At 53.8% G+C, this 16,739-nt stretch carries 16 protein-coding genes and 1 other annotated feature; of the genes, 6 read left to right on the top strand and 10 right to left on the bottom strand.

Going from position 1 to position 16,739, the window contains the following annotated elements:
- Genes J1C59_RS06975 through ltnD form a run of 4 tightly spaced genes read right to left on the bottom strand, consistent with a single transcriptional unit; the run spans nt 1 to nt 3,590 of the window.
- Nucleotides 1-786, bottom strand: a complete 786-nt coding sequence (locus J1C59_RS06975) for an HPr family phosphocarrier protein (RefSeq protein ID WP_128084535.1) — start codon at nt 784-786, stop codon at nt 1-3.
- Nucleotides 786-1,430, bottom strand: a complete 645-nt coding sequence (gene otnC, locus J1C59_RS06970; protein ID WP_140916870.1) for a 3-oxo-tetronate 4-phosphate decarboxylase — start codon at nt 1,428-1,430, stop codon at nt 786-788. The genes J1C59_RS06975 and otnC overlap by 1 nt, the downstream gene beginning before the upstream one ends.
- Nucleotides 1,423-2,685, bottom strand: a complete 1,263-nt coding sequence (otnK, locus tag J1C59_RS06965; protein ID WP_140916872.1) for a 3-oxo-tetronate kinase — start codon at nt 2,683-2,685, stop codon at nt 1,423-1,425. Before otnK ends, otnC begins: the two co-directional genes overlap by 8 nt.
- On the bottom strand, nt 2,685-3,590 hold the full coding sequence (gene ltnD, locus J1C59_RS06960; RefSeq protein ID WP_128084209.1) for an L-threonate dehydrogenase: 906 nt from the start codon (nt 3,588-3,590) through the stop codon (nt 2,685-2,687). Before ltnD ends, otnK begins: the two co-directional genes overlap by 1 nt.
- Nucleotides 3,591-3,856: 266 nt before the next feature.
- Between ltnD and ygbI the strand changes: the two genes are divergently transcribed.
- Nucleotides 3,857-4,618: a DNA-binding transcriptional repressor YgbI gene (gene ygbI, locus J1C59_RS06955; RefSeq protein WP_128084208.1), complete on the top strand. Its 762-nt coding sequence runs from the start codon at nt 3,857-3,859 to the stop codon at nt 4,616-4,618.
- 94 nt (nt 4,619-4,712) lie between these two features.
- Here the strand turns inward: ygbI and J1C59_RS06950 are convergent, their stop codons facing one another.
- Nucleotides 4,713-6,071, bottom strand: coding sequence for an APC family permease (locus tag J1C59_RS06950; protein WP_128084207.1), 1,359 nt, complete (start codon nt 6,069-6,071; stop codon nt 4,713-4,715).
- A gap of 403 nt (nt 6,072-6,474) precedes the next feature.
- On the bottom strand, nt 6,475-7,890 hold the full coding sequence (locus tag J1C59_RS06945) for a glutamine synthetase family protein (protein WP_128084206.1): 1,416 nt from the start codon (nt 7,888-7,890) through the stop codon (nt 6,475-6,477).
- Nucleotides 7,891-8,094: 204 nt separating this feature from the next.
- Between J1C59_RS06945 and puuD the strand changes: the two genes are divergently transcribed.
- From puuD to J1C59_RS06930, 3 genes are read left to right on the top strand one after another with little or no spacing between them, the layout of a single operon-like run.
- A complete protein-coding gene (puuD, locus tag J1C59_RS06940) occupies nt 8,095-8,862 on the top strand; it encodes a gamma-glutamyl-gamma-aminobutyrate hydrolase (protein ID WP_128084205.1) in 768 nt (255 codons plus the stop codon).
- A complete protein-coding gene (puuR, locus tag J1C59_RS06935; RefSeq protein WP_128084204.1) occupies nt 8,855-9,412 on the top strand; it encodes an HTH-type transcriptional regulator PuuR in 558 nt (185 codons plus the stop codon). The genes puuD and puuR overlap by 8 nt, the downstream gene beginning before the upstream one ends.
- Before the next feature lie 19 nt (nt 9,413-9,431).
- Nucleotides 9,432-10,709, top strand: a complete 1,278-nt coding sequence (locus tag J1C59_RS06930; protein WP_140916871.1) for an NAD(P)/FAD-dependent oxidoreductase — start codon at nt 9,432-9,434, stop codon at nt 10,707-10,709.
- A 78-nt stretch (nt 10,710-10,787) separates the two neighbouring features.
- Here the strand turns inward: J1C59_RS06930 and J1C59_RS06925 are convergent, their stop codons facing one another.
- The 4 genes from J1C59_RS06925 to J1C59_RS06910 all read right to left on the bottom strand — a co-directional run bounded on the left by J1C59_RS06925 (nt 10,788) and on the right by J1C59_RS06910 (nt 15,468).
- A complete protein-coding gene (locus J1C59_RS06925) occupies nt 10,788-11,183 on the bottom strand; it encodes a GtrA family protein (protein WP_128084203.1) in 396 nt (131 codons plus the stop codon).
- 1 nt (nt 11,184) lies between these two features.
- The gene (locus J1C59_RS06920) at nt 11,185-12,156 is read right to left on the bottom strand and encodes a glycosyltransferase family 2 protein (RefSeq protein ID WP_242281370.1); all 972 of its coding nucleotides are present in this window, start codon (nt 12,154-12,156) and stop codon (nt 11,185-11,187) included.
- Complete coding sequence (locus J1C59_RS06915; protein ID WP_242281369.1) at nt 12,157-14,355, bottom strand: DUF7657 domain-containing protein; 2,199 nt, start codon at nt 14,353-14,355, stop codon at nt 12,157-12,159. It abuts the gene before it with no gap.
- A gap of 285 nt (nt 14,356-14,640) precedes the next feature.
- Nucleotides 14,641-15,468 (bottom strand): SDR family oxidoreductase, encoded by an 828-nt coding sequence (locus J1C59_RS06910; RefSeq protein WP_128084199.1) that lies wholly within the window; start codon nt 15,466-15,468, stop codon nt 14,641-14,643.
- Nucleotides 15,469-15,647: 179 nt separating this feature from the next.
- Between J1C59_RS06910 and hisL the strand changes: the two genes are divergently transcribed.
- Entirely contained in the window at nt 15,648-15,695 is a 48-nt protein-coding gene (hisL, locus tag J1C59_RS06905; protein WP_100396937.1) for a his operon leader peptide, read from the top strand.
- Nucleotides 15,671-15,791 (top strand) — a sequence feature (His leader region). Its footprint overlaps the gene before it by 25 nt.
- A gap of 48 nt (nt 15,792-15,839) precedes the next feature.
- The gene (gene hisG / locus J1C59_RS06900; RefSeq protein WP_061062857.1) at nt 15,840-16,739 is read left to right on the top strand and encodes an ATP phosphoribosyltransferase; all 900 of its coding nucleotides are present in this window, start codon (nt 15,840-15,842) and stop codon (nt 16,737-16,739) included.

Below are 16,739 nucleotides of genomic sequence, written 5' to 3'. Positions count from 1 at the left end.
TCAGTGGCGTGTGCGCCAGGGGGCGAACCAGCCCAGGCCCGCCGTGGTCGTGGTGCGCGGAACATATTCGCAGCCTACCCAGCCGGCATAGCCGACCTCATCCAGCAGCGCAAAGAGCCAGGGATAGTTAACTTCGCCCTCATCCGGCTCATGGCGATCCGGGGCCGAGGCGATCTGTACGTGGCGGTAGCGTCCGGCATAGTGGCGGATCAGGTGGCTGAGGTTGCCATCCACCCGCTGTGCGTGGAACAGGTCGAGCTGGGTGAAGACGTTGGGCCGATCGATCCGATCGACCATCTCCAGCGTCTGATACTGACTGGCGTAGAGGTAATCGGGTTTAGTGACCGGATTAAGCGCCTCGATCAGCAGATGAATGCCGTGCGGCGCAAAGCGTTCAGCCGCATAGCGCATGTTGGCGATAAAGGTGTCGACGTAACACTGACGGTCGGCGCCGGGCGGCACCGTCGCCGCCATGATGTGCACCTGCGGGCAGTTCAGCGCCAGCGCGTAACTCAGGGCGCGATCGATATCCGCCCTGGCTTCCGCTTCCCGTCCGGGGATGGCCGACACGCCCCACTCTCCCGCCGCGACGTTTCCGGGTGCGGTATTGAACAGCACCAGTTGCAGCTGATTTTCATCCAGCCACGCTTTGATCTGCGTGGCGGGATAGTCATAGGGAAACAGGAACTCGACCGCCGTAAAACCGGCTTCCGCCGCCGCCGCAAAGCGTTCAGCAAAGGGCAGCTCGGTGAACTGCGTTGAGAGGTTAGCAGCAAACTTTGGCATTATCGGCTCCTTAACTCAGCCACTTCGGCTTCGTTGAGATAACGGATCGGACGGTCGCCCAGGGTGAATATCAGACGGGCCGTCTCTTCCAGCTCTTCCGTATTGTCGGCCGCTTCCCGCAGGGATTTCCCCACGACCACCGGGCCATGGTTCGCCAGCAGGAAGGCGCGGTAGTGCGGCGCCAGCGCGGCCAGATCCGCCGCCAGTCGTTCATCGCCCGGCTTGTAGTAAGGCACCACCGGCACGTCGCCGACCCGCATCACCACGTAGGGGGTAAAGGGACGAATGCAGTTTGTGGTGTCCAGCCCCTCCAGGCAGGAGAGCGCCGTCAGGTAGTGGCTGTGCAGATGTACCACCGCCCGGCAGTCGGGATTATTCAGATAGAGCGCGCGGTGAAACGCGATCTCCTTGGAGGGCTTATCACCCGACAGCCACTCCCCCTGTGGCGTGACCTTCGACAGACGGTCGCCCTGCAGTTCTCCCAGACAGGAGCCGGTCGGGGTCGCCAGCAGATTGCCATCCTCCAGCAACATCGAGAGATTGCCCGCCGAGCCGGTGGCGTAGCCGCGCTGAAAGAAAGAGGCACCCAGACGCACCATCTCGTCGCGCGCCCGCTGCTCAGCGGAAGAGATTGATTCAGACATAAGTAAACTCCGTTTGCGCCCGGCGGAAGAAATCTTCGTCGCCAAAATTGCCCGATTTCAGCGCCAGTGAGAGCGGCTGATGAATGTCGCGAACCCAGGGTACGCCGGGAGAGATCGTCGGCCCGATGTGGAAGGCCGTCACGCCCAGACTCTGCGCCACCACGCCCGAGGTTTCACCGCCCGCCACGATAAAGCGCTGCCAGCCCCGCCGTTTCAGCTCGCGGGTGACGGCGGCAAACAGCTGTTCAACTGCCTCGCTGCTGCGCGCAGCACCATAGCGCTGCTGGATTGCCTGCAACTGCTGCGCATCCGCGGTGGCAAACAGCAGCGGCGCCAGCGTCTGATGATGGTTAGCCTCCACCCAGTCGCACAGCCGGCGGGCATAGCCCTCTGCATCCTCCAGGCAGGGCGTAATCTCCACTTCACAGGCGGGTGCCAGCTGGCGGTAGGCGGCGACCTGACGGTTGGTCATCTGAGAGCAGGATCCGGACAGCACCACGGCGCGCTCGCCCTGCGGACGGCCCGCCTGTTCAGCGCCGGTATCCGTTTGTGCGCCCGCCCACTGCCGTGCCAGTCCGATCGCCAGCCCGGAGCCGCCGGTCACCAGCCGCAGATCCCGCACGGCCTCACCCAGCGTCAGCAGATGTTCCTGATGCAACGCGTCCGTAACCACGTAACTGACGCCCTGCTCGGCGAGCCGATCCAGCGCCTCACGAACCGCGGCGGCGCCCTGATCGACCTGCGATGCTGCAATCAGGCCCGCGTTGCCACTGGCCTGCGCGCTCATCACGCGCAGCAGGTTGCTGTCATGCATCGGCGTCACCGGATGGTGCCGCATACCTGACTCCGACAGCAGCTGGTTGCCGACGAACAGATAGCCCTGATAGACGGTGCGTCCGTTCACCGGCAGCGCCGGGCAGATCACCGTCTGCGTCTCACCCAGGGCCTTTAACAGCGCGTCGGTCACCGGACCGATATTGCCCTGCGCGGTGCTGTCAAAGGTCGAGCAATATTTAAAGTAGAAACGCTGGCAGCCCTGCTGCTGCAGCCACGCCAGCGCGGCCAGCGACTGCTCAACAGCCTGTTCCGGCGGGCAGGAGCGGCTCTTCAGGCTGACCACAATCGCCTGCGCTTCCGTGATTGTTTCCCCGCCGGGGATGCCGTTAAACTGAATCGTACTCAGGCCGTTCTGCACCAGGAAACTGGCGATATCCGTTGCCCCGGTAAAATCGTCTGCTATCACACCAAGACGCATCACTTTTTCTCCCCGGCCTGCGGCAGCGTGATACCGCTGAAAATTTTAATGACCGCACTGTCATCTTCGCGTCCGTAACCGGCGTTGCTGGCTTCGGTAAACATGTTGAGCGCGGCAGAGGCCAGCGGCAGCGGGAAGTGCAGCGACTTCGCGGTATCGGCAACCAGGTTCAGATCTTTCACGAAGATATCGACGGCCGATTTCGGGCTGTAGTCGCCGTCGACAACGTGCTTCATACGGTTTTCGAACATCCACGAATTGCCCGCCGCATGGGTTACCACTTCATACATGGTTTCCAGCGGAATACCGGCACGTGAGGCCAGCGCCATCGCTTCTGCGCCGACGGCAATATGCACGCCCGCCAGCAGCTGATGTATGATTTTCACCGTCGAGCCGAGGCCGATCTCACTGCCGATGCGGTAGACGCTGGCCGCAACCGCATCCAGCACGCGCTGAAGTTTTGCGAACGCGGCGTCACTGCCGGAGGCCATCACCGTCATCTCTCCGCTGGCGGCTTTGGCCGCGCCGCCCGACACCGGTGCATCCAGCATCAGCAGCTGATAGTGCGCCAGCTGCTGTTCAATCTGCTGCGCATCCTGAGCGGAAAGCGTAGAGGAGACCATCACAACCGTGCCGGGACGAAGTTTTGCTGCCAGGCCATCCTCGCCGAACAGGATCGCGTTGACCTGCTGCGCGTTGACCACCAGCAGCAAAACGGCGTCGAGCTGGTCAGCAAACGCGGACGCCGAGGATTGCGCATCGCGCGCTCCAGCCTGGCGCAGGGTCTCCAGCGCGGCGGGATTGAGATCCACGCCCCAGGTGTTCAGCCCGGCGCGCAGACAGGATTGCGCAGCCCCCATACCCATAGAGCCCAACCCGATAACACAGATATTTTCAGCTGGCATCTCAGCCCCCACTGTTAAATTAAGTGATTATTTGTTTGTTAGTGTTAATCCTGCCAGCTTCCTGCCGGTAAAAACGTGTCTCGCCTCACAAAAAATCATCATCGATGTGAAGCGGAACAATTTTTAACATCGCCATTTCCGCCGCACCCTGCCTGCCTGGCTGGCCTTTCCGTAACGTGGAGCCTGACGCTGGCTGTTATTTTCTGTTCTGGTTGGGCCGCAGATCCCTTACAATGTGAAAAAATGGTAATTGTCAGGGAGCAGATATGATTCCGGTTGAACGTCATCAACAGATTCTTGCGCTGGTGGCCGATCGCGGCGTGGTCAGTATTGCCGAACTTACGGAGCGGCTGGGCGTGTCACATATGACCATCCGCCGCGACGTGCAGAAGCTGGAGGAACAGGGTGCCGTGCTGTCGGTGTCCGGCGGCGTGCGCTCTGCCGATCGCCTGGCGGCTGAACCCTCTCACCTGACAAAGAGCGCCCTGTTCAACGATGAGAAACGTGCGATCGGCCGCACCGCCGCACGGCATATTCCCCGTAACAGCTGCATCTATCTGGATGCGGGCACCACCACCCTGGCTCTGGCGAGGGAGCTGGTGGATCGCGACGATCTGCTGGTGGTGACCAACGATTTTATGGTGGCGAATCTGCTGATGGAGGCGAGTCAGTGCCGGGTGATCCATACGGGCGGAACCGTATGTCGCGAGAACCGCTCCTGCGTCGGGGAGTCGGCGGCGCGCAGCCTGCGGCATCTGGCCATCGATATTGCGTTTATCTCCGCCTCCTGCTGGGGGCCGCGCGGCCTGTTTACGCCGGATGAAGATAAAGTGATGGTCAAGCAGGCCGTCAGCGACGTCAGCAGTAAGCGGGTGCTGCTGAGTGACAGTTCGAAGTACAACAGGATTGCGACGTTTCTGGCGCTGCCGATGGAGACGTTTGATCAGGTGGTGACCGATAAAAAACTGGGCGAGGCGGCGCTGGCGCAGTTGAGTGCGGGAAGCTGGGAGCTGGTGCTGGCGGGTTAGATTTGCTGCCGGCGTGGCACGCGGCAGAAAGCCGGTGCGGCGGTGAGACTGTCGCCGCCCTCCCGGCATCAGGAAGGCGGCAACGTTAACGCAATCAGACTTCTTCGCTGAACTGCGGCACCGGATTACGGAAGCTGCGGGTGACGAAGGCCAGATAGATCACGCCGATGGCGGCCCAGATCAGGCCCAGTTCCATGGAGCTCTCTTCCAGATTCACCCACAGTGCACCCACCGTCAGCGCGCCCAGCAGAGGCAGCAGCAGATACTGAACGTGATCTTTCAGCGTGCGGTTACGCTTCTCACGGATCCAGAACTGCGCAATGACGGACAGGTTAACAAAGGTAAACGCGACCAGTGCACCAAAGTTAATCAGCGCCGTGGCGGTTACCAGGTCGAAATTGATCGCCATCAGGGCAATCGCGCCGACCAGCAGGACATTGAGCGACGGGGTCCGCCATTTCGGATGAACATAACCGAAGAAACGCTCCGGGAATACACCATCGCGGCCCATCACATACATCAGACGCGATACGCCCGCGTGCGCCGCCATACCGGATGCCAGTACCGTGACCACCGAGAAGATCAGGATACCGACCTGCAGCGCTTTACCGGCCACAAACAGCATGATTTCAGGCTGTGAGGAGTCCGGATGCTGGAAGCGGGTGATGTCCGGGAAATAGAGCTGCAGGAAATAGGATGCCGCGATAAAGATCACACCGCCAATCAGCGCCGTCAGGAAAATGGCGCGTGGAATGGTGCGTTCTGCATCTTTCGTCTCTTCCGACAGCGAGCTGATGCCATCAAAGCCGAGGAACGAGAAGCAGAGTATTGTCGCACCGGTAATCATCGGCACCACATGGGCATTCTCAGACCAGAACGGACGGCTGCTCACCAGCGTGCCGGAACCTACGCCGCTTGCCACACCGTAGATCACCATGCCGGTGATCCCGACCATGACGACGACCTGCAGCACCACAATCACACTGTTAAAGTTGGCGACGGTTTTGATGCCCCTGAGGTTAGAGAGCGTCATGAAGCCCACCAGCAGCACCACAAAAATCCACGACGGAATACCCGGCACCAGCGATTCGAAATAGTTTTTCGCCAGCAGGATGTTGATCATCGGCATGAACAGGTAGTCCAGCAGGGATGACCAGCCAACCATAAAGCCGACGTGCGGACTGATCGCCTTCTGGGCATAGGTATAAGCGGAGCCCGCAGAGGGGAAGCGGCGTACCAGCTTACCGTAACTCACAGCAGTGAACAGAATCGCAATCAGCGCGAAAGCATAGGCGGTGGCGACGTGACCATCGGTCAGCCCGGACACGATACCAAAGGTATCGAACAGGGTCATAGGCTGCATGTAGGCTAAGCCCATCATGACGACCGGAAGTAACGTAAGGGTTTTTTTGAGTTGCGCACGCTGTGGTGCGGCGGAGGTATTAAGCGACATGCTTCAGTCCCCCATGTGCGACAACCTGGCTGGGCTGGGTCACAGGGCAACTGCGCATTAAGCGACAGGGAGTCAGGCTGGTGGTTGACACGGCGCCGTAGTCATCACGAAAACGCGTGCCAGCATTGGCTGGCAGAGTGTAAAACATCCCCATCTTTGTAATCCTCAATCTCACGCGTATGCGTGTTTTCAGTGTTTATCTATCCGGGTGCGTGCCCGGCCTCGGTTAAGTCAGCAAAAACGCTCTGTTAAAACTGGATGCAAAAAAAATAACCGGCGCTGAGAGCGACGGTTATCATCTGATTTTGCAGGCCGCGTATTCTGCCCTAACCCGAGGCAGGAATTCAAGCCGTCGGGGCATCTTATGCAAAAAAATTACGCCAGTTTGCACATAAAAGGTGCATCAGGCGTTTTTCAGCATCCAGTCGATTTCTGTCGCCGTTACCAGCCGCTCAAACTGCATCAGTTCATAGTTCTTGCAGCTGTGCCAGACGCTGGCAAAACGTTCGCCCAGCAGCTTCTGTAAAGGATAGCTGCTGTCGAACTCATACAGGGCATCGCTCTGACGAATCGGCAGCGCCAGCCCTTCGGCCTGGTGACCGTTGCCGGTGACCGGATGCGGCAACGGCAGCTGGGTATCCAGCCCGTGCAGCATCCCGGCAAGAATGGCCGAGACCACCAGATAGGGATTCGCATCCGCTCCCGCCACCCGGTACTCAATACGATGATTGTCGATGTCGCCACAGGGCACCCGCAGCGCAACGGTCCGGTTGTTGTGCCCCCACGATGCCTGTAACGGTACATAGGCATCGGGTACAAAGCGCCGGTAGGCGTTGACGTTGGGTGCCAGCAGCGCCATCGAGGCGGGCATCAGATCGATCATCCCGGCCAGCGCACGCTTCATCAGCGGGGAATCACTGCCGTCGTCGCAGGCGAAGGCGTTATGGTCGGCCGCATCCAGCATACTGATATGCACATGCATCCCGCTGCCCGCATACTCCTCATAAGGCTTCGCCATGAAGGTGGCGGTCATGCCGTGATTCTCCGCCACCTGACGAATCAGGCGCTTGAGCTGCACCGCATGGTCGCAGGCGCGCAGCACGTCGCGGGTGTGATGCAGGTTGATCTCAAACTGACCGGGCGACGCTTCCGCCAGCGCGCCATCGGCCGGAATTCCCTGCAGACGCGCCAGGTCGTCGATATCGCGCAGGACATCGGCAAAGTGGTCGAGGTTATCAACCGAGTAGACCTGGCTCTGCATATTGCGTTCATCACTGCCCGGCGAGCACGGCGGCTGAATAAAGCCTTCCGCATCGCGCTTTTTGTCCACCAGATAGAACTCCAGCTCTACCGCTACCACCGGAAACAGTCCGCGGTTACGCAGCTGTAGCCACAGCCGGTTCAGGACATTTCGGGGTTCAACGTCAAAGGGAGTGCCATCTTGGTTACACATGGTCAGCAGTAGTTGAGCAATGTGCTGAGGGTCTGATGCGGAGGGAACTAAGGTACCGGAAACGGGCAGGCAGAGGTTATCAGGTTCGCCCAGAGACTGGCCGAGGCCCGCTTCTTCCACCGTGTTGCCGAGGATATCCATCGCAAACACCGAAGCAGGGAAATAACACCCTTTTTCCAGTTTGGGCAGCGCAGAGACCGGAATGCGCTTGCCGCGGAACACACCATTCAAATCATTTAACAGGATATCGACATACTGCGTGTCAGGATGGCGCTCCAGCCAGGTTTTCACCTCAAGCTGGAACGCGCTGGTTCGTTTCTCTTCACTGTGAAGCGTGAAGTCTTCCACTTCTACCAGGTTAGTCATGATCTCACCCGCCCCTATAAGGTTTGCGTAATGCTCAAAATAACGGCCACAACACTAACATAGCGCCAACATAAAAAGTGTGCAAATGTAACAAATCTGTTTGAAGAACAAACAGCAGATTGCTAGATTGAAAAAATATTGCACACTTAACCGCCAGACGTGCCCTTTCGGTAGATATTTCGAACAGCGATGCGAGGACGTGAGATGGGCATTATTTTTGACAAGCCGTTGATTGGCGTAGTGATGTGTCAGAAAGATCTGGGCGGCCACGCCACTCAGACGGTTCATAACAAATATATCGATGCGCTCGTCCAGGCGGGCGGCGTCCCCCTCGCTTTGCCTCACAGCCTGCTCGCAGCGCCTCATCTATCAGAAAACGCTATGGCTGTACTGGATGGTCTGCTGCTGACCGGCAGTCCCAGCAATATCGAACCCTGGCAGTATGGCGAGGCCGGCGAGGAGCCGCACGCCGATCCCGGCCGCGACCGTCTCGCCTTTCAGCTGATTACCTGGGCCACCAGCCACAAAATGCCGATGTTTGGGATCTGCCGCGGGATGCAGGAGCTGGTGGTGGCAAACGGCGGCGCGCTCTGGCGGGATCTCACTGAACAGCCGGGCCTGCAGGGGCATCACGAAGATGAGACGCAGCCGCTCGATCGGCAGTACGCGCCTGCGCATCCGGTCGTCATCGAGCCGGATGGCCTGCTGGCGACGCTGCTCGGCAGTCACCCGCCGCTGCAGGTTAACTCACTCCATCATCAGGGTATCCGCGAGCCGGGTCCGCAGCTGCGCGTTGAAGCGCGCGCACCGGACGGGCTGATTGAGGCGGTGAGCCTGCGCCATCATCCCTTTGCCCTGGCGGTGCAGTGGCATCCTGAATGGCAGCCGGAACAGACGGCAGGATCTCAGGCGCTGTTCAGCGGCTTTATACAGGCCGCCCTTCACTATCACAGAGGAAAAGAGGATGAGTGACGCCACGCTGGCGCCGGGACGCCGACTGGCACAGATCCGGCAGACGCTGGGCCTGTCGCAGCGGCGTGTGGCGGAACTGGCCGGACTGACCCACAGCGCCATCAGCACCATCGAACAGGATAAGGTCAGCCCGGCCGTCAGTACCCTGCAGAAGCTGCTGAAAGTATACGGGCTGTCGCTGTCAGAGTTCTTTTCGGAACCGAAACCGGACGCTGCGCCCAGGGTGATTGTCCGCGCCAGCGAGCTGCTGGAGATTGGCAGCCAGGGCGTTTCGCTTAAGCTGATCGACAACGGCAAGACACAGCGCACGCTGGGGATGCTGCTGGAGACCTATCAGCCCGGCGCCAGCACGGGCGAGAAGCTGCGGCATCCGGGTGAAGAGACCGGGACGCTGCTGGAAGGCGAAATCACACTGGTTATTAACGGTCAGCAGTTTCATCTCACGGCCGGAGAGAGTTACGTCATCGATACCGGCCTGCCACACAGCTTTACGAATCGGGCTGAAATTCCCTGCCGCATTGTCAGTGCCCACACGCCAGCCAATTTTTAGGCGCTTCCTGGAGGTTGTTATGAATTACGTGGAGAGTTATTACGCAGCGACCGCCAATCCCCATGCGCCGTGGCCGACATTACAGGAGAGCATTCAGTGTGACGTCTGCATTATCGGCGGCGGTTTTACCGGCCTGTCGGCGGCGCTTCATCTGACCGAGGTGGGTTACGATGTGGTGGTGCTGGAGGCGGCGCGGGTCGGCTTCGGAGCCAGCGGACGAAACGGCGGTCAGGTAGTGAACTCCTACAGTCGCGATGTGGATGTGATTGAGCAGCGTTACGGGAAAGAGAGCGCCCGAATGCTGGGCAATATGATGTTCGAAGGGGCGGCGATCATCCGCGATCGCATCGATCGTTACGCCATTAACTGTGATTACCGGCCTGGCGGCATCTTTGCGGCCCTGAATGCGCGCCAGATGGCGCATCTGGAGAAGCAGAAAGCGCTGTGGCAGCAGTATGGCAACCAGGATCTGGAGCTGCTGGATGAGCGCGCCATTCGCCGCGAAGTCGCGACCGAACGTTATGCCGGGGGTCTGCTGGACCGGCGCGGCGGCCATCTGCATCCGCTGAACCTGGCGCTGGGCGAAGCCGAGGCGATTCGGCGGCATGGCGGGCGCATCTATGAACAGTCGGCCGCCACAAAGGTGGTTTATGGCTCTCCCAATCGGGTGAAAACAGCCCAGGGTGAGGTCAGCGCGACCTTTGTGATCTTCGCCGGTAACGCCTATCTGGCTCCCCAGCTGGAACCGCGACTGAGCCGGAAAAGTATGCCGTGCGGATCGCAGATTGTCGCGACCGAGCCGCTGTCGCCGGATCAGGCCCTGTCGCTGCTGCCGAACAACTACTGCGTCGAAGATTGTAACTACCTGCTGGACTATTTCCGTCTGACCGCCGACAACCGCCTGCTCTATGGCGGCGGCGTCGTCTATGGCGCACGCGAACCCGCAGATATCGAAGCCCTGATCCGGCCTAAGCTGCGGCGCACTTTTCCCCAGTTGCAGAACGTGAAGCTGGACTTTGGCTGGAGTGGTAATTTCCTGCTGACGCTGTCGCGCATGCCACAGTTTGGCCAGCTGGAGAACAACGTCTATTTTATGCAGGGCGACAGCGGTCACGGCGTGACCAGCACCCATCTCTCCGGCAGGCTGATCAGCGAACTGCTGCGCGGCAACGCCGAGCGGTTCAATGCCTTTGCCCGCCTGCCCCACCTGCCCTTTCCCGGCGGCCGGCGCTTCAGCGTGCCGCTGACCGCGATGGGCGCGGTGTGGTATGCGTTGCGGGATCGGCTGGGGGTGTGAGATTAAACTCTGTTAGTAGCCATAACTAAATTTGTTATGGCTACTATGGATTCGCAGAAAATATTTTTTAGACCATTCTCAACATCGTTTTTTGTAAAGAAAATATCGACTCGAAATATAATTCGCCATCATCCCAGCTATGCTACCTAAAGCAACTGCTATCACAGGCCATTCTCTGATCTGATCCACATAACTAACCAGTAGGTAAAAAGAACCAAGATTAATGGCGCCTCCTACGACCATCAATGATAGATAATGCAGAAATTCAGAAATCAGACTTTTATCAATACTTTTATCTTTAAAGGTGATATTTCGATTAAACAGCCATGTAACAATCACAGCTAATAAAAAAGAAATTAGCCGACCAAAATATATCCCAACATAGGGCTTAAGAAAATACAAAGCCCCTGAATCGATCAAAAAACCGCACACTCCAGCAACACCAAAAAAGAACAAATCTCTGATCGCTTTCATATTATTCTTTAGGAGTAGTCTGTGGTATTGAAAGATATACAAGTCGCTTTGTCTCATTCCTGCCTAATGTTACTGTACTTAATACCAAACCACTAAAGAAAGATATTATTGCTGATAACATCAATCCGACAGAAAGAATTGCAGTTGGGAGACGAGGTACTAATCCAGTGTCAATATAATCCACAAGAATGCCGCTAAAAAAAGTTAGCGAGAGAGCAGCTAAAAATAGTGCAACTAAGCTAAAGAAAATAAATGGTCTTTCACTTACATATAAATTTATGATTGTGCGAAGGATCTTAATTCCATCTTTATAGGTTGATAGCTTGCTGGTTGAGCCCTCTGGCCGTGAACCATAAGGTGTAGAAACTTCACCGTATGGCATGCGCAGTTCAAGCGCATGAACCGTCAACTCGGTTTCTGTTTCAAACCCTTTTGCCAGTGCTGGAAAAGATTTAGCGTATCGACGAGAAAACACTCTGTAGCCCGATAACATATCAGTAAATTTTCCACCGAAAATGCTCATTACTGCCCCAGTAAGCATTCGATTTCCCCACCTATGTCCCTGACGATATGTGGCAGCCGTTTTCTCTCCGACTTCTTCTCGCTTGCCAACGACCATGTCTAGCTTATCGTCCAGCAACTTATCGATTAATTTTCTAGCTGAAGGTGCGTGGTAGGTATCGTCACCATCTGCCATAACATAAATATCGGCCTCAACATCAGCAAACATACGCCTTACAACATTACCTTTGCCTTTGTTTTTTACAGAGTGAACAATTGCGCCAGCTTGTTCAGCCAGTGTAATCGTATTATCGGTAGAATTATTATCAAAAACATGAACCACTGCTTCTGGCAAGGCCTCTTCAAAATGCTTTACCACCTTTTCAACAGCAAGCGCTTCGTTGTAGCAAGGAAGAATAACAGCAATTGTGTTACCGCGATAAGTCCGTTTAACCATATTATAATTAATCATTTATTCATCACCTGCATAATTAACTTTAATTTTCGCACCTAAATTTTTCAGCTGACCCATATCATTCACTGAAATACTAACCTCATCACTGCCATGATTGGAATATATAGCAACAGGTCTGGTTGCATTTAGCAATGAATAGCTATATTCAATTGTATCTCCTTTATTAACTAATATCGGAGTGGTCAACTGAACCTCTGCATATTGATTATCGAGGCTATCCTCAACAAAGATACTGCCTGTTTCACAAACATTTTTAACACATACCTTTAAATTCAAAACTCCATCTGAAAGACCATTGTATGTGCCAATCAATACAGAGAATGAATTAACTTTACCTGAAATACGTGAGTTAATTTTCCCTTCTAATTTTTCATTATTATTTAATCTTAAGACTTTCAAGTCAGCATTTGAGTCGTCAGGATAAAACTCTACTTTTTTAAATAAAGAAATAGGTACTAAAACAACATCTGGTTGCGGTGAATAGGGCTCACTAATATTAGCCAATCTAATGTGAGAATAGCGATTAAAGATCTTTTCAAATTGATCATGCGGCATTTCTGGGAACTTGCCTCTCCACATATTTAGATCTGGTACTGCTGTTACATGACTAACAGATCTATAACCTAAGCCATTTAATGTAGATCCATGATACCCTTCGATTGCCAATACACCTGTTTTTCTATCGACTGAAGAATCCAATATTTTCTTAGCTTTTGAATGCGCTGAAAAAATGGCATCCGTTGACTGTATTGGATTGAAGTTAAAAAATGCAAAAAAAGATGCTGACAATGATGTAAGTAAAAATATTTCAATTGGTTTGCATTTGAAAAAATTTATTAAGAAATAGGATATAATGATAGCTACAATTAAATAAAAATCGGCGTAATTATGAGCAAAACCACCAAACCCTTTCATATCCTGAGTCAATGGACGGTATTTCATAAAATACCACACGATAATAACAAGTGTTATATATGCAATAAATCTTAATGGGCTAATTTTAAATTTAAGATTTTGAAAAAACAGCATTGATGTAATCGCCGTCAAAATACCGGCTGCATATACCATTCGATTAGGACTAACATTATTCCAGAGAAAAATTTTACCAGCCCAGCTAGGTATTGGTGCAATGAGCCATAGATTGCTTAGAATAACGCCCACTGCAAGAATCAATGTTTTATTGTAGTGAGTGTTTTTGAAGAAATTTGTTTTTACTGAATTGTAGTCAAGGTGAATAAGTAACAGCAATATGAAAGAGAATCCAGTCACTCCAACTTCGCATATGTTGCTATTATATATTGTCTCAAAATGTGTATTAAAAGTTGAAAAAGGGAAAAATTGTGATAACCACTCTCCCCATCCAACACTGCCTCCGCTAAAAGAGCGATGACCGGGATATACCGTATTAGAGGTTTTTATTAAATAGTCTTTAAGATAAAAGAGAGCAGTTATGATTATAGCTAAGGAAGAAAAAACCAATAAAATAACAGATTTAACATTCCTCCAACTTTTTAAGTCCGAAACAAATAGCATTGCACCAATGAATGCAAGTGATATAACTAGTGGTGGATAAAAGTTTGTAATTAACCACGAAGCCCCCACCCAATAAAATAACATCATTCTAAGATAGATGTTATTTTTAGATATTAAGAAATAAACTACCCATGGAAAAAACGCATAAACAGGTCCCTTTTCATCCCACCAAAACTGAGTACCCCCAGTAAAAAAAAGAGAGAAACTTAATAAAATCGATATTTTTTTATTTAAACCTATCTCTTTGAATAATTTAAAATACCCAATAATAAAAATGCAAAATGTAAGGTACCACTGCAATGAATAGGCTTTAGCAGGGGACAAAAACAAATATCCCCACATAGTAGGCTTGAACAGTAATCCCCAGTCAAATATAGGAAGCCCATAATTTATTCTTAAGTCTTCTCCGTAAAAAGATGTTTTATTATAGCGTTTAAACCCATTATTTATGGTGGCTTGAGTTAGCGGTGTAACTACTGCCCATTCATCGGAGCGTATAGCTCTTGGTTCCCCCCATAAAACGCCTGAATTTTGAGGGTCAATTTTCTTTAAAAAGAAGCCGTATGATGATGGGCTCCAGGAGTTGAAAATGTATAACGCACCTAAGAGAAAAAGGATTACATATAGAATTTTTTCAAACGACTTCGAAAAATTTGGTAACATTTAAAAAACATTGCCTAGCAAATAAGTTTTGCCGATAGTATCAGGATTGCAAATTTTTGTAAAGCTATTGAAAAACTGGAAATGTGAAGTTCATCATCATTAAAGACGATGTCAACTATTACTTTTTTTCACTTGCCAATAGCCAAAAACCTGTAGCTAAATGAAAAAACGCAACATCTACAATATAGTCACGTTTTCCTAACCCTGATTTGAGCTTTCTACTACCTTAAATAAAAATATAAAACAAACTGTAATATTAATATTATCACTGACAAGATTTATAATTTACTCCAGCGGCATTTTCACCGGATCGTCATAGCGATATTCAAAGCCAAGTTCGCTGCAAATGCGGGATCCATCTATCAGCTTGCCGCTGTCTTTAACGGCCTCTGGCGCAAACTGCGGCGGCTGCAACCCCAGTTGTCGCGTAACTGAGGGATAGAAAGTATCGCGCGACGGATGCGCTGGTGCGCAGAGGTTGTAAACCCGACCCCCTTTCGGCGATTGCAGCAGCAGCGTGATCGCTTCCACCACATCATCCAGATGCACCAGATTCACGCCCTGGGAACCGTTCGCCACATCCTGCTTACCTGCCAGGAACCGTCCGGGATGACGCTTAGGCCCGACCAGACCGGCCAGACGCACAATATCCACGCTGGTGCCCGGCAGATCGTGCAGCCAGTTTTCCAGCCTGACCAGGGTTTTCCCGGCGACCGTTTCGGCGTCCAGCGGACTGTTCTCCCGCTTAGGCCCCGACCGGCTGCCATAGACGGAGGTTGAGCTGGTAAAGATGATGCGCGGCACTTTATAGACCAGCGCAGTGTCGACCACGTTCTGCACCGCCTGCAGATAGGCTTCGCCCCCTTCGGCGGTCCGGCTCGCTGGCAGCGTGACGATAAGCGCATCCACGTTGAACAGCGGCTCGATATCCGCAGCATCACACAGCAGTTCCGGCGTCAGCTCCAGCTGAAACGCCTCAATGCCGCAGCGGCGCGCCGCATCCACCCCGTCCGGCGTTGTTTTGCTGCCGGTGACCTGCCAGCCCCTGGCTGTTAACGCGGTGGCCAGCGGCATGCCTAACCAGCCCAGCCCCACAATCGCGACCTTTTTCATGTTCACTCCTGACGTAAAACATCCACCCTGACTTCACCGTAGTTTGCGCCCGGATTGCAAACCGGAACAACCTGTTTCAGCGCTTTCCGAACGTCATGTTTAAAAAAGTGTTGCCAAGCGCAGCCATCTTCGCTAGGTTAAACCCCACAAATGAATACTCATTCATCGACGAGATTAATATGACACGCGTTCAGTTCAACCATCATCACCACCATCATCCTGACTAGTCTTTCAGGCGATTGGTGCTGGGAGACTTTCAAGATCTTCCAGTGGTGTGAACGCAAGAGAACCCCCGGAAGATCGTCTTCCGGGGGTTTTTTTATGGGCTGACGTAACCATCGATTCAGGACAGGATTAAGAGGACAGGAACCATGTTAGATAACACCCGTTTACGCATAGCTATGCAGAAATCCGGCCGTTTAAGTGATGATTCACGCGAACTGCTGGCGCGCTGCGGCGTTAAAATCAACCTTCAGCAACAGCGCCTGATTGCGTTTGCGGAGAATATGCCCATCGACATCCTGCGCGTGCGCGATGACGATATTCCTGGCCTGGTAATGGATGGTGTGGTCGATTTAGGCATCATCGGCGAGAACGTGCTGGAAGAAGAGTTACTCTCGCGCCGTGCTCAGGGTGAAGACCCCCGCTACTTTACGCTGCGTCGCCTGGACTTCGGCGGTTGCCGCCTGTCACTGGCGATGGCAACCGACGCCGAGTACACCGGCCCGGAGTGCCTGGATAAATCCCGCATCGCCACCTCCTACCCGCACCTGCTGAAACAGTACCTCGATAAGAAGGGCGTCAGCTTCAAAACCTGTATGCTGAATGGTTCTGTGGAAGTCGCGACCCGCGCCGGGCTGGCTGACGCCATCTGCGACCTGGTCTCTACCGGTGCGACGCTGGAAGCCAACGGCCTGCGTGAAGTGGAAGTGATCTACCGCTCGAAAGCGGTCCTGATCCAGCGTGACGGCGAGATGCCTGCCGCCAAGCAGGAGCTGATCGACAAGATGATGACCCGTATTCAGGGCGTGATTAAAGCGCGTGAATCGAAGTACATCATGCTGCACGCGCCGAGTGAGCGTCTGGAAGAGGTGATCAGCCTGCTGCCTGGCGCAGAGCGTCCGACCGTGCTGCCGCTGGCAGGCGATGTCAGCCGCGTGGCGATGCACATGGTCAGCAGCGAAACCCTGTTCTGGGAAACCATGGAAAAACTGAAAGCGCTGGGTGCCAGTTCGATTCTGGTGCTGCCTATTGAGAAGATGATGGAGTAA

It is taken from the genome of Pantoea deleyi (assembly GCF_022647325.1).
GTDB lineage: Bacteria > Pseudomonadota > Gammaproteobacteria > Enterobacterales > Enterobacteriaceae > Pantoea > Pantoea deleyi.
Note: the sequence above shows the minus strand (reverse complement) of the source record. Positions and strands in the feature narration are given on the sequence as shown.